The organism is Motilibacter aurantiacus (genome assembly GCF_011250645.1).
Lineage (GTDB): Bacteria > Actinomycetota > Actinomycetes > Motilibacterales > Motilibacteraceae > Motilibacter_A > Motilibacter_A aurantiacus.
The window spans coordinates 1-13641 of the sequence record NZ_JAANNO010000019.1; the positions used below are offsets into that span (position 1 = coordinate 1).

Annotated in this window: 9 protein-coding genes; all 9 read left to right on the forward strand. The window is 69.8% G+C overall.

The window, feature by feature from the left end; translation table 11 throughout:
• Window positions 1-194: 194 nt before the first annotated feature.
• The gene (locus G9H72_RS19515) at window positions 195-1298 is read left to right on the forward strand and encodes a LacI family DNA-binding transcriptional regulator (RefSeq protein ID WP_166174287.1); all 1104 of its coding nucleotides are present in this window, start codon (window positions 195-197) and stop codon (window positions 1296-1298) included.
• Between the two features lie 165 nt (window positions 1299-1463).
• Window positions 1464-3140: a ribulokinase gene (araB, locus tag G9H72_RS19520; protein ID WP_166174289.1), complete on the forward strand. Its 1677-nt coding sequence runs from the start codon at window positions 1464-1466 to the stop codon at window positions 3138-3140.
• Entirely contained in the window at window positions 3140-3844 is a 705-nt protein-coding gene (locus tag G9H72_RS19525; RefSeq protein ID WP_166174291.1) for an L-ribulose-5-phosphate 4-epimerase, read from the forward strand. The genes araB and G9H72_RS19525 overlap by 1 nt, the downstream gene beginning before the upstream one ends.
• Window positions 3845-3907: 63 nt before the next feature.
• Window positions 3908-5419, forward strand: a complete 1512-nt coding sequence (gene araA, locus G9H72_RS19530; protein ID WP_166174293.1) for an L-arabinose isomerase — start codon at window positions 3908-3910, stop codon at window positions 5417-5419.
• Window positions 5420-6034: 615 nt separating this feature from the next.
• Entirely contained in the window at window positions 6035-7048 is a 1014-nt protein-coding gene (locus G9H72_RS19535) for an ABC transporter substrate-binding protein (RefSeq protein WP_331272437.1), read from the forward strand.
• Window positions 7049-7164: 116 nt separating this feature from the next.
• A complete protein-coding gene (locus G9H72_RS19540; protein ID WP_231127550.1) occupies window positions 7165-8709 on the forward strand; it encodes a sugar ABC transporter ATP-binding protein in 1545 nt (514 codons plus the stop codon).
• On the forward strand, window positions 8706-9758 hold the full coding sequence (locus G9H72_RS19545; protein WP_166174295.1) for an ABC transporter permease: 1053 nt from the start codon (window positions 8706-8708) through the stop codon (window positions 9756-9758). Before G9H72_RS19540 ends, G9H72_RS19545 begins: the two co-directional genes overlap by 4 nt.
• Window positions 9755-10762 (forward strand): galactofuranose ABC transporter, permease protein YjfF, encoded by a 1008-nt coding sequence (gene yjfF, locus G9H72_RS19550; protein ID WP_166174297.1) that lies wholly within the window; start codon window positions 9755-9757, stop codon window positions 10760-10762. The genes G9H72_RS19545 and yjfF overlap by 4 nt, the downstream gene beginning before the upstream one ends.
• A gap of 347 nt (window positions 10763-11109) precedes the next feature.
• Window positions 11110-13641, forward strand: coding sequence for an alpha-L-arabinofuranosidase C-terminal domain-containing protein (locus G9H72_RS19555; protein ID WP_166174299.1), 2532 nt, complete (start codon window positions 11110-11112; stop codon window positions 13639-13641).

The following is a 13641-nucleotide window of genomic DNA, read 5'->3' on the forward strand; positions in this document are numbered from 1 at the left end:
GAGCGCTCACAGGAACTCCGGCGACGTCGGCCGACCTTTTCCGGCCGCGACCCGCCGAGGAACACAGGAGTCGACGTGCGACGAACTCGTGGCCTCCAACGACGCGGCCACCACGGGCGCAGGCCGTGAGCGCGCCCGCGCCGGACGGGGCTGCGCCCGGCCCGGCCGAGAGCCAGGGGCCCAGGCCGCCGAACATGCGGGACGTCGCCCGCCGGGCGGGCGTCTCGCACCAGACCGTCTCCCGAGTGCTGAACGATGCTTCCGCTGTCCGGACGGACACGCGGGACCGTGTCCTCAGCGCGATCGAGGAGCTCGGCTACCGGCGCAACTCGGCCGCACGCGCGCTCGTCACGCGCCGGTCGCGCACCTTCGGGGTCATCACCATGCCGGCGACCCTCTACGGCCCGGCGAGCACGCTGCACGCGATCGAGCTGGCGGCCCAGGAAGCGGGCTACTTCGTGCGGGTCGCCACCGTCAGCAGCTTCGAGCGGCATGCGCTGAGCGAGGCGCTGCGCTGGCTCGAGGACGGGCCCGTCGAGGGGCTCGTCGTCCTCGCCCCGCTGCTCGGGGCGGCGGCCGAGCTGCGCGGGCTCTGGGACGACGTCCCGGTGGTCTTCGTCGAGGGCGCGACCTCGTCCGGCGTGGCCTCGGTCAGCGTCGACCAGGTGGCCGGGGCCGGCGACGTGACGCGGCACCTGCTCGAGCGGAGCGGCAGGGAGCCCGTCTGGCACGTCGCGGGGCCGACGGACTGGGTGGAGGCGCAGCAGCGCGTGATCGGGTGGAGTGCCGCCCACGCGGAGGCCGGGATCGACCCGCCTGCGCCGCTGCCCGGCACCTGGAGCCCTTCGTCGGGCTACGCGGCCGGGCTCAGCCTCGCCCGTCGCCGCGACGTGCGGGCCGTCTTCGTGGCCAACGACCGCATGGCGCTCGGCCTGCTGCGCGCGTTCTCCGAGTCCGGGGTCCGGGTGCCGGACGACGTCCTGGTCGCCGGGTACGACGACGTGCCGGAGGCGGCCTTCTACAGCCCGCCGCTGACCTCGGTGCGGCAGGACTTCGCCGGTGTCGGGCGGCACAGCATCGGGTCCCTCGTCCGCCAGTTGGAGGGGCCGGGGACGACGGCCGCCGCGGCGGTGCTCCCCCCGACGCTGGTGGTGCGGCAGAGCTCGGAGGCCACGCCGCGGCCGCGGCGACGCGCCACCGTGGCGGTCCCCGGGACCGGGCGCAGGCTGGTGCTGCCCGAGCAGGTGTCCCCGGCCGGCCGGGCGCCGGACGGTCACGATTTAGCCACGCCCCCTTGACGGCCAAGGTGTGAACGTTAACATCACTCGCGTCGGACGAGACGCGCGGAACGAGGGCTCCTGTCGAGCCCGGAAGGAGTGCGGAGCGATGCCGTGGCAGCGCCCAACGGAGGGCAGGACGAGCCCGGGACGAGACGGGGCCGCAGCCCGGCCGGGAGGCTCCCGATGACGCAGGGGACGCCCGCCGAGGACCGCCGTGTCGTCATCGGGGTGGACTACGGGACGCTGTCCGGCCGTGCGGTCGTCGTGCGGGTCGCGGACGGTGTCGAGCTCGGAAGCGCTGTTCACGAGTACACGCACGGTGTCGTCGAGGACGCGTTGCCGGCCACCGGGAAGCGCCTTCCCCCGGACTGGGCGCTGCAGGTGCCCTCGGACTACGTCGACGTGCTCAAGGACGCCGTGCCCAAGGCGATCGCCGCGAGCGGTGTGAGCCCGGACGACGTGATCGGCATCGCCACCGACTTCACCGCCTGCACGGTGCTGCCGACGACGGCCGACGGGACCCCGCTCTGCGAGCTGGACGACCTGCGCGGCCGTCCCCACGCATACGTCAAGCTCTGGAAGCACCATGCGGCCCAGGGCCAGGCCGACCGGGTCAACGCGCTCGCGCACGAGCGCGGCGAGCCCTGGATCAACCGGTACGGCGGCAAGCTGTCCTCCGAGTGGGAGCTGGCCAAGGGGCTGCAGCTGCTGGAGGAGGACCCGGAGGTCTACGAGCGGATGGCCCATTGGGTCGAGGCGGCCGACTGGATCATCTGGCAGCTCTGCGGCACCTACGTCCGCAACGCCTGCACCGCCGGCTACAAGGCGGTCTACCAGGACGGCTCCTACCCCTCGCGCGAGTTCCTCGCGGCCCTCGACGAGCGCTTCGTCGACTTCTTCGAGGCCAAGGTCGACCAGCCGCTCGCCCCGCTCGGGGCACGGGCGGGGGGCCTCACGGAGCAGGCGGCGGGCTGGACCGGGCTGCCGGCGGGGATCCCGGTCGCCGTCGGCAACGTCGACGCCCACGTGACCGCGCCCGCGGCCAAGGCCGTCGACCCCGGTCAGATGCTCGCCGTGATGGGCACCTCCACGTGCCACGTGATGAACAGCGACGCCCTCGGCGAGATCCCGGGCATGTGCGGCGTCGTGCGGGACGGCATCACGCCCGGGCTGTGGGGCTACGAGGCGGGGCAGTCCGGCGTCGGCGACATCTTCGCCTGGTTCGTGCGAAGCAGCGTTCCGCAGTCGTACGCCGCTGCCGCCGCCGAGCGCGGGCTCGACCTTCACCAGTACCTCACCGAGCTGGCCGCGCAGCAGGCCGTCGGCGAGCACGGCCTCGTCGCCCTCGACTGGCACAGCGGGAACCGGTCGGTGCTCGTCGACCACGAGCTCTCGGGCCTGGTCGTGGGGCTGACCCTCGGCACGAAGCCCGAGGAGGTCTACCGCGCGCTGCTGGAGTCGACCGCGTTCGGCACCCGCAAGATCATCGAGTCCTTCGAGGCCGCCGGCGTCCCGGTCACCGAGCTCGTCGTCGCGGGGGGCCTGCTGAAGAACGCGTTCCTCATGCAGATGTACGCCGACGTGACGCGCCGCCCGCTCTCGCTGCTCGGCTCGGCCCAGGGGCCGGCCCTCGGCTCGGCGATCCACGCCGCGGTGGCCGCCGGGGCGTACCCCGACATCCACGCCGCGGCGCAGGTGATGGGTCGCAAGGAGGAGGCCGCGTACGTCCCCGACGAGGAGCGCGCGCAGGCCTACGACGCGCTCTACGCCGAGTACTCGCGGCTGCACGACTACTTCGGGCGCGGCGAGAACGAGGTCATGCACCGGCTGCGCGACATCAAGCGGAAGGCGAGGGCCTGATGACCACCGACAGCCTGGCCGGCAGCACCTCGCTGTCCGCGACCTCGCGCGAGGCCGTGCAGGCCGTGCGGGCGGACGTCGCGCGGCTCCACTCCGAGCTGGTCCGCTACAGCCTCGTCGCGTGGACCGCGGGCAACGTCTCCGGGCGGGTGCCGGGCGAGGACCTGTTCGTCATCAAGCCCAGCGGGGTCGACTACGACGAGCTGGCGCCGGACAACATGATCCTCTGCGACCTGGACGGCAACGTCATCGAGGGCGGCCACTCGCCGTCGAGCGACACGGCCGCCCACGCCTACGTCTACCGGGCGATGCCGGAGGTCGGCGGGGTCGTCCACACGCACTCCACCTACGCGTCGGCGTGGGCCGCGCGCGCCGAGCCCATCCCCTGCGTCCTCACGGCGATGGCCGACGAGTTCGGCGGGCCGATCCCGATCGGGCCGTTCGCCCTGATCGGCGACGACAGCATCGGCCGCGGGATCGTGGAGACGCTGCGCGGGTCGCGGTCGCCGGCGGTGCTCATGCAGAACCACGGCGTCTTCACCATCGGCAAGAACGCGCGCGCCGCGGTGAAGGCCGCGGTGATGTGCGAGGACGTCGCCCGCACCGTGCACGTGTCCCGCCAGCTGGGTGAGCCGCTGCCCATCGCCCGACAGGACATCGACCGCCTCTACGACCGCTACCAGAACGTCTACGGCCAGCGCTGAGCCGGAGTGCCCGCGGCGCGGGCGGCCGACAAGCGACTCCCTGCAGGTGAAAGGACCAACACAATGACGGTGTCGGCATTCGAGGGATACGAGGTCTGGTTCCTCACCGGCAGTCAATCGCTCTACGGCGACGACACGCTGCGCCAGGTCGCCGCTCAGTCGGAGGAGATCTGCCAGACGCTCGCGAGTGCGAAGCAGGTCCCCGTCCGCATCGTCTGGAAGCCGGTGCTCACCACCGCGGACGCGATCCGCCGGGTCTGCCTGGACGCCTCCGCGACGGACTCCTGCATCGGCGTCATCACCTGGATGCACACCTTCTCCCCGGCGAAGATGTGGATCGCTGGGCTCGACGCGCTGCAGAAGCCGCTGCTGCACCTGCACACCCAGTCCAACGTCTCGCTGCCCTGGGCCGAGATCGACATGGACTTCATGAACCTCAACCAGGCCGCGCACGGCGACCGCGAGTACGCCTACATCGAGAGCCGCATGGGCGTGACGCGCACGACCGTCGCCGGCCACGCCTCGGACCCGGCCGTGGCCGAGCGGGTTGCGACGTGGGCGCGGGCGGCGCGCGGCCGGCAGGAGGCGCGCACCCTCAAGCTCGCGCGGTTCGGCGACAACATGCGCGACGTCGCCGTCACCGAGGGGGACAAGGTCGAGGCGCAGATCCGCTTCGGCGTCTCCGTCAACACGTACGGGGTCAACGACCTCGTCGAGCGGGTGGACGGCATGGCCGACGACGCGGTCGACGCGCTCGCGGCGGAGTACGACGAGGCGTACGACGTCGTCGCCGAGCTGCGCCCGGGCGGGGAGCGCCGCGACTCGCTGCGCTATGCCGCCCGCATCGAGCTGGGGCTGCGCTCGTTCCTGGAGGAGGGCGGCTTCCGCGCCTTCACGTCCAACTTCGAGGACCTCGGCGGTCTGCGCCAGCTGCCGGGCATCGCCGTGCAGCGCCTAATGGCCGACGGCTACGGCTTCGGCGGCGAGGGCGACTGGAAGACCTCGGCGCTGGTGCGCATCCTCAAGGTCATGGGGGATGGGCTGCCCGGCGGCACGTCCTTCATGGAGGACTACACGTACCACCTGGGGCCGGGCGAGCCGAAGATCCTCGGCGCGCACATGCTCGAGGTCTGCCCCACGATCTCCGCGGCCAAGCCCAGCTGCCAGATCCACCCGCTGGGCATCGGCGGACGGGAGGACCCGGTCCGCCTCGTGTTCGACGCCGCCACCGGGCCGGCGTTCGTCGTCGGGTGGAGCGACCTGGGCGACCGGTTCCGGCTCGTCGCCAACGAGATCGACGTGGTGCCGCCGGACGAGCCGCTCCCCAAGCTGCCCGTCGCCCGGGCGGTGTGGAAGCCGCGGCCAAGCCTGCGGACCTCGACCGAGGCCTGGCTGACCGCCGGCGGCCCGCACCACACGGTCATGAGCTCCGCCGTCGAGGTCGAGGCGCTCGCCGATTTCGCCGACATGGTGTCCACGGAGCTGGTCCTGATCGACGCCGACACGACCGTGCGCGGCCTCGCCAAGGAGCTGCGCTGGAACGCCGCGTACCACCGGCTGGCCCGCGGCTTCTGAGGGCGTACGCGACCCAGGCGCCGGCCGCTCCCCGGCCGGCGCCGAGGGCGGGCGACGGGTGTGCGACCGGCGGGCGGGGGCCTGCCACCTACCCGCGCACCGCCTCATTGCTGACATATCGGACAGGGGTGTCCTCAGGTAGCTCCGTTCGGCAGATTCTTACGGCTCTGAAGTCACCTCGTGCTTGTGAAGCGCGGGGTGGTGCGGCATGCTCTTTCGCGTTCGGAAGACACGGGTCCGTCATCGCTATGGAACCGTTACCAAGACCCCTTGACGGGCTTGGGAAGCGGGAACAGACTGATCGCGAAAGTTAGCGTTCACATCGAAGTGGCGCGGTCCTCCCGTGGGTGGGCCGGTTGCCTCGAACGTTGCGGGGAGAAGCGCTTTGGCAAAGATGCCGAAGAGGACGGGGCAGGCCGCCGGACGGCCGCCGTCGTCGGTCCGTGGACGGTCGCCCATCGCGACGCGGCACCCCTTCCCGACGTCCGCCGCCGTTCGTGGTGGCCCTCAGGTGTCGAGCCATCGCTTCGACATCCCTGCGTCGCCGTGGTGCGAGCTTTCCGCCTAGCTACACCCCGGTCATGCCGACCGTGGACTGCAGAGAAGGAGTTCTACGTGTTCAAGAAGGCATCTCTCGTCGCCTTCGCCAGCGCCGCGGCACTGCTGCTGGCCGGGTGCGGCGACGACGACTCGGACAACGCCGCTTCCCCGGGCTCGAGCTCGGCCGCGGGCGGCGGCGGTGGCGGGAGTGAGCAGATCACCCTCGGCTTCGCACAGGTCGGTGCGGAGAGTGGCTGGCGTACGGCCAACACCGACTCGATCAAGAAGTCGGCCGAGGAGGCCGGGATCGAGCTGCAGTTCTCCGACGCGCAGCAGAAGCAGGAGAACCAGATCCGCGCCATCCGCTCGTTCATCCAGCAGAAGGTCGACGTCATCGCCTTCTCGCCGGTCATCGAGTCCGGCTGGGACGCGGTGCTCAACGAGGCCAAGCGCGCCGACATCCCCGTCATCCTCACCGACCGTGCGGTCGACTCGGAGGACACCAGCCTCTACAAGACCTTCCTCGGCTCGGACTTCGTGCTCGAGGGCAAGAAGGCCGGCGAGTGGCTGGTCGAGGAGTACGCCGACGAGCCGGGCCCGGTCAACATCGTCGAGCTGCAGGGCACGACGGGTGCCGCTCCTGCCATCGACCGGCAGCAGGGCTTCGCCGACGCCATCGCCGGCGAGTCGAAGTTCAAGATGATCGCCTCGCAGACCGGCGACTTCACCCGCGCGGGCGGCAAGCAGGTCATGGAGGCCTTCCTGCAGGCCCACAAGGACATCGACGTGCTCTACGCGCACAACGACGACATGGGCCTGGGCGCCATCGAGGCGATCGAGGCCGCCGGCCTCAAGCCGGGCGAGGACATCAAGATCATCACCGTGGACGCCGTCAAGGACGGCATGCAGGCGCTCGCCGACGGCAAGATCAACTTCATCGTCGAGTGCAACCCGCTCCTCGGCCCACAGCTGATGGACGCCGTGAAGAAGGTCGTCGCCGGTGAGGAGATCCCCACCCGGATCGAGACCGAGGAGACCACGTTCACCCAGGAGCAGGCGAAGGCCGCGCTCCCCACGCGTCAGTACTGACAGCTCCGGTTCCACCGGCGGTACTGATCTCGGCGAAGCAGGAGGCACGGGGCCGCTCCCATCCCAGGGGCGGCCCCGTGCCCGCGAGCACAGTGACGAAGAGAGGTCCCAGTCCCATGGCGTCTGCCACAACCGGTCCTGTGGTGCAGATGACCGGCATCCGCAAGGAGTTCCCCGGCGTCAAGGCTCTTGACGGTGTCGACCTGCGCCTGTTCCCCGGCGAGGTGCACGCGCTCATGGGCGAGAACGGGGCCGGCAAGTCAACGCTCATCAAGGTGCTCACCGGCGTCTACACCATCGACGGCGGCGAGATCCGGCTCGGCGGCGAGCCCGTGCTGTTCTCCAGCCCGCTCCAGGCCCAGCAGGCCGGTGTGAGCACGGTCTACCAAGAGGTCAACCTCTGCACGAACCTCTCCGTCGCGGAGAACATCTTCATCGGGCGCGAGCCGCGACGGCTGGGGGCGATCAACTGGGGGCAGATGCGGCGGCGGGCCAAGGAGGCGCTCGCCCGCGTCGACCTCCACATCGACGTCTCCCAGCCGCTGGGCAGCTACTCGCTGGCGATCCAGCAGATGGTGGCCATCGCCCGAGCGGTCGACGTCTCCGCCCGCGTCCTCATCCTGGACGAGCCGACCTCGAGCCTGGACCAGAGCGAGGTGCAGCAGCTCTTCCGGGTCATGCGCCAGCTCAAGTCCGAGGGGCTCGCGATCGTCTTCGTCTCGCACTTCCTCGAGCAGATCTACGAGATCACCGACCGGATGACGGTCCTGCGCAACGGGCAGCTGGTCGGGGAGTGGATGACCCGCGACCTCCCGCAGGTGGAGCTGGTCTCCAAGATGATCGGCCGTGACCTGGCCACGCTCGAGGCGCTCGAGACGGAGGGCAACCGGTCGCTCAACACCCTGGAGAAGGCCACCCCGGTCATCGAGGCCAAGGGCGTGGGCAAGAAGGGCATGGTCGAGCCGTTCGACCTGTCGATCTACCCCGGCGAGGTCGTCGGCCTCGCCGGGCTGCTCGGCTCCGGGCGCACCGAGGTCGCCCGGCTGATGTTCGGTGCCGACCGGGCCGACAGCGGGCAGCTGCAGATCGAGGGCAAGCCCGTTCACCTGCGCACCCCGCGCGCGGCCACCAGCCACGGCATCGCCTTCACCTCGGAGAACCGCCGGACCGAGGGGCTGGTCGGGGAGCTCACCGTCCGCGAGAACATCATCCTCGCGCTGCAGGCGGCGCGCGGCTGGACCCGGCCGATCGCCCGCAAGCGGCAGGACGAGCTGGTCGACGAGTACATCAAGGCGCTGGACATCCGTCCGGCCAACCCCGAGCAGCAGGTCCGCAACCTCAGCGGCGGCAACCAGCAGAAGGTGCTCCTGGCCCGCTGGCTCATCACCCGCCCCAAGCTGCTGATCCTCGACGAGCCGACGCGCGGCATCGACGTCGGGGCCAAGGCGCAGATCCAGAAGCTCGTCGTGTCGCTGTCGGAGGAGGGCATGTCCGTGCTCTTCATCTCCGCAGAGCTCGAGGAGGTGCTCCGCCTCAGCCACAAGGTGGAGGTGCTCCGCGACCGCCGCATCATCGCGGAGCTCGCCAACGAAGAGGGAGTCACCGTGGAGAAGATCGTCGAGACGATCGCCGGCGACAACCGGCAGGAGGTGAGCGCATGAGCATCACCCGGCACCGGCTCTTCTACCCGCTGGCGCTCCTGCTCGTGCTCCTGGTGAGCAACGTCTTCTTCACCCCGACGTTCTTCAACCTGCGCATGCAGGACGGCCACCTCTACGGCAGCCTCATCGACATCGTCCGCAACGGCGCACCGCTGCTGATCGTGGCGGTCGGGATGACCTTCGTCATCGCGACCGGTGGCATCGACCTCTCCGTGGGGGCGGTCATGGCCATCTCGGGCGCGGTCGCCACCCACCACATCGCCGGCCTGGGCAATCAGGACAGTACGGTGGGCGTGCTCACCGCCGTGGCCATGGCCCTCGGGTTCTGCACACTTCTCGGGTTGTGGAACGGCATCCTCGTCGCGGTGGTCGGGATCCAACCCATCATCGCCACGCTGATCCTCATGGTCGCGGGGCGTGGCGTGGCGCAGTGGATCACCGACGGCCAGATCATCACGGTGAACAGCCCGGCGTACAAGCTCATCGGCGGCGGCTACAAGCTCGCCCTGCCGTTCGCGATCTTCCTGGCGATCGCCGTGCTCGTGTTCGCCGCCGTCATCAGCCGCAAGTCCGCCCTCGGCATGCTCATCGAGTCGGTCGGCGGCAACGCGGAGGCCAGCCGGCTGGCCGGCATCCGCTCCCGCGGGCTCATCCTCCTCGCGTACGTGTTCTCGGGGTTCTGTGCCGGCCTCGCCGGGCTGATGATCAGCTCGAACGTCTCCAGCGCCGACGCCAACAACACCGGCCTCTTCTACGAGCTGGACGCGATCCTCGCGGTGGTCATCGGAGGCACGGCCCTCATCGGCGGGCGCTACTTCCTCGTCGGCACCCTCATCGGCGCGCTGACGATCCAGACGCTGACCACGACCATCCTCACCATCGGCATCAACCCGAACGCGACGCTGCTGTTCAAGGCTTTCGTCGTCTTCGCGATGTGCCTCATCCAGTCCCCGGCGTTCCGGGCGAAGGTGTTCAGGCGCCGGCATCGCCCGAGCGCGCCACCGTCCGCCCCTGCCTCCAAGGAGCAGCACGTGAGGGTCCCCGCATGAGCACCGCCGTCCTGGACAAGCGGCCGGCCGGGGTCTCGGGCCCGCGGTTCTCCCAGCGCTACGTGCCCGTCCTGGCCACGTTGGCCCTGCTCGTCCTCATGTACCTCTTCGGGACCTTCCAGTACGAGGGCTTCGCCAGCGGCCAGGGCGTGGCCAACCTCTTCATCGACAACTCGTACCTCATGGTCATCGCCGTCGGCATGACCTTCGTGATCCTCACCGGCGGCATCGACCTCTCGGTGGGCGCGGTGGCGGCGCTCTCGACGATGGTCGCGGCGACCCTGCTCGAGGACCGTGGATGGTCGGCGCCGGTGGTGATCCCCGTCGTGCTGCTCATCGGCTGCACCCTCGGTGCCGCGATGGGCGCGGTCATCCACTACTACGAGATCCAGCCGTTCATCGTGACGCTGGCGGGCATGTTCCTGGCCCGCGGGCTGTGCTACGTGATCAGCACCGACTCCCAGTCGATCACCGACGGGCTCTACAGCGACATCGGGCTCGAGACCATCCCGCTGGGCGGGGGAGTCGTCATCACCTACAGCGTCCTCGTCGCACTGGCGGCCGTGCTCATCGCCTACATGGTGCTGCACTACACCCGGCTCGGCCGCAACGTCTACGCCTTGGGCGGCAACAAGCAGTCCGCTCTGCTGATGGGCCTGCCCATCGCGCGCACCACGATCGCGGTCTACACGATCAGCGGCTTCTGCGCCGCGCTCGGCGGCATCCTCTTCTCGTTCTACGCCCTGTCCGGCTCCCCGAACACCGCCATCGGGCTCGAGCTCGACGCCATCGCCGCGGTCGTCATCGGCGGCACGCTGCTCGTCGGCGGCTCCGGCTTCGTGCTCGGCTCCGTGATCGGCGTGCTGGTGCTCGGCCTGATCCAGACCATCATCACGTTCGCGAACCTCGAGTCGTACTTCACCCGCATCACCATCGGCCTGCTCCTCTTCGCCTTCATCCTGCTGCAGCGTCTGGTCTTCGCCCGGCGATCACCGAGCAGCTGAACCACAGCGGCGGGCTGCGCGAGAGGCAGCCCGCCCCCCGTACCGCACGGACGCCACCTCACGGCGGAGCCGGCAGCGCCCGGGTGCTTGCGAGCACCCGGGCGCTAGTGCGTCCGGGCGGGACGAAGGGCCGGTCGGGGCGAGGAAACGCGCTACCGAACCGTTATCGACGCCTCTTGACGGCTCGGGGAGCCGCGTCGAAACTACTCGTGTTATCGCTCACAAACGCCGTGGACGCCATCCCCGCCAGTGCTGTGCGGCCTCGCCCGCGTCCCCGTCCCGTCGTCTGTGACCTCGCGGGGGTTCTCCCGTCGCCCTTGCGTTCTTCCTTATCCGAGGAGACATGCATGTCCCGACCAGGTGCAATGAAGGGCCTGGCAGCAGCCGCTCTGCTCGTCGTGCCCTTGGGCATGGCGGCCGATGCCGGCGCGGCCAAGCCCGTCCCCGACTACACCATCACCGTCGACGACCGCGCTCAGGGCGCCGTCATCGACGACACGATGTACGGCGTCTTCTTCGAGGACATCAACTACGCCGCGGACGGCGGCCTCTACGCCGAGCTCGTGCGCAACCGGTCGTTCGAGTTCAACTCCACCGACGCCAGCGGCTTCAACGGGATGACGGCGTGGCAGGTCGTCAACGGCGGCGGGGCGGCGCCGACGGCGCAGGTCGTCAACGACGCGACACGGCTCAACGAGAACAACCGCAACCACCTGCGCCTGACGAGCGACGGGCCCGGCGACGGCGTCCGCAACATCGGCTACAACACCGGCTTCGCCCTGAAGGCCGGCGCGACGTACGACGCGTCCGTGTGGGCGCGCACGACCACCGCGCAGACGGTCACCTTCGCGCTGACCGACGCCAACGGATCGGTGACGTACGCCAGCGGCACCGTGGCGGTGGACGGCTCCGACGCCTGGAAGCAGTACAAGCTCACCCTCACCTCCGACGCCACCGTCACCGACGCGCGGCTCGCCGTCACCGGCGGCGCCGCGTCCGTGATGGGCCTGGACATGGTCTCGCTCATGCCGCGGGACCGGTGGGTCGGCAAGAACGGCCTGTCGACGCTGCGCAAGGACCTGGCGCAGAAGATCGCCGACCTCAACCCCGGCTTCGTGCGCTTCCCCGGCGGCTGCATCGTCAACGTCAACAGCCACCGGGCCTACACCGCCGCGAACAACTTCCCCCGAGCGCGGTCGTACCAGTGGAAGGAGACGGTCGGCCCGGTCGAGCAGCGCCCGACCAACGCCAACTTCTGGGGCTACAACCAGTCCTACGGTCTCGGCTACTACGAGTACTTCACCTTCGCCGAGGACATCGGCGCGATGCCGCTGCCCGTCGTCCCCGCCGTGCTCAACGGCTGCGGCCAGAGCTTCCGGGCCAACGAGCAGAACGAGCTGCAGCGCCACATCCAGGACACGCTGGACCTCATCGAGTTCGCGAACGGCCCGGTCACCTCGACCTGGGGCAAGCTGCGCGCCGACATGGGCCACCCCGCGCCCTTCAACCTGACGCACGTCGGGGTCGGCAACGAGGAGAACTTCCCGGCCCAGTTCATCACCAACTTCGTCCAGTTCCGGGACGCGATCAAGGCGAAGTACCCGAACATCACGGTCATCAGCAACAGCGGGCCGGACGACGAGGGGACGACGTTCGAGCAGCACTGGGCGCAGAACCGGGCGAACGACGTCGAGATGGTCGACGAGCACTACTACAACAGCCCGACGTGGTTCCTCCAGAACAACGACCGTTACGACTCCTACGACCGCAACGGGCCGAAGGTCTTCCTCGGCGAGTACGCCTCGCAGGACGCGAAGCTGTTCAACTCGCTGTCCGAGGCGGCGTTCATGACCGGGCTCGAGCGCAACGCCGACATCGTGAAGCTGGCGTCGTACGCGCCGCTGCTGGCCAACGTGGACAACGTGCAGTGGCGCCCGGACATGATCTGGTTCGACAACCACCAGTCGTGGGGCTCGACCTCCTACGAGGTCCAGAAGCTCTTCATGAACAACGTGGGTGACCGGGTCATCCCGTCGACCGCGAGCGGCAAGGTCATGCAGCCCACCCCGATCACCGGCGCCGTCGGCCTGTCCACCTGGCGCACGGCGGCGAAGTACGACGACGTCAAGGTGACGGCGCCGGACGGCACGACGCTGTTCACCGACGACTTCAACGACGGCAACGCCGACGGCTGGCGCCCGCTCGCCAACCGCGGGACGTGGGGCGTGACCGACGGGCAGTTCGTCCAGACGAGCACGACCGCCGAGGACACCCTCGTCGCCGGTCCCGCGCTCACCGCGACGGACTACGACGTGACGCTGAAAGCCACCAAGACCGCCGGCGCGGAGGGCTTCCTCGTCGGCTTCGGCGTCAAGGACTCCGGCAACTTCTACTGGTGGAACCTCGGCGGCTGGAACAACACCCGCAGCGTGGTCGAGAAGGCGACGAGCGGGGCCAAGCAGACCCTGGTCGCGCGTGAGGGCCACTCGATCACCACGAACAAGGCCTACGACGTCAAGATCTCGGTCCGCGGCACCAAGGTGACGCTGTCCCTGGACGGCCAGGAGTTCTTCAGCTTCGACGACAACACCGTCGTCGAGCCCTTCGCGCAGGTCGTCACCCACGACGACGCGACGGGCGACACGATCGTGAAGGTCGTCAACGCGCAGAACACGCCCGCGGTCACGAAGATCGACCTCGGCAAGCTCAAGGTGGCCAAGAAGGCCACCATGACCGTGATCTCCGGTGACCCGGGACAGCAGAACACCCGTTCTGCCCAGCCGATCCGGCCGGTGACGACGCAGATCGACGTCCCCTCGCAGTTCTACCGGACGTTCGACGCCAACTCCGTCACCTTCATCCGCATCCCGAAGAAGTAG

Coding starts and splice junctions, on each gene's coding strand:
- G9H72_RS19515 (WP_166174287.1), top strand. CDS start 195: ATGCGGGACGTCGCCCGCCGGGCGGGCGTCTCGCACCAGACCGTCTCC.
- araB (WP_166174289.1), top strand. CDS start 1,464: ATGACGCAGGGGACGCCCGCCGAGGACCGCCGTGTCGTCATCGGGGTG.
- G9H72_RS19525 (WP_166174291.1), top strand. CDS start 3,140: ATGACCACCGACAGCCTGGCCGGCAGCACCTCGCTGTCCGCGACCTCG.
- araA (WP_166174293.1), top strand. CDS start 3,908: ATGACGGTGTCGGCATTCGAGGGATACGAGGTCTGGTTCCTCACCGGC.
- G9H72_RS19540 (WP_231127550.1), top strand. CDS start 7,165: ATGGCGTCTGCCACAACCGGTCCTGTGGTGCAGATGACCGGCATCCGC.
- G9H72_RS19545 (WP_166174295.1), top strand. CDS start 8,706: ATGAGCATCACCCGGCACCGGCTCTTCTACCCGCTGGCGCTCCTGCTC.
- yjfF (WP_166174297.1), top strand. CDS start 9,755: ATGAGCACCGCCGTCCTGGACAAGCGGCCGGCCGGGGTCTCGGGCCCG.
- G9H72_RS19555 (WP_166174299.1), top strand. CDS start 11,110: ATGTCCCGACCAGGTGCAATGAAGGGCCTGGCAGCAGCCGCTCTGCTC.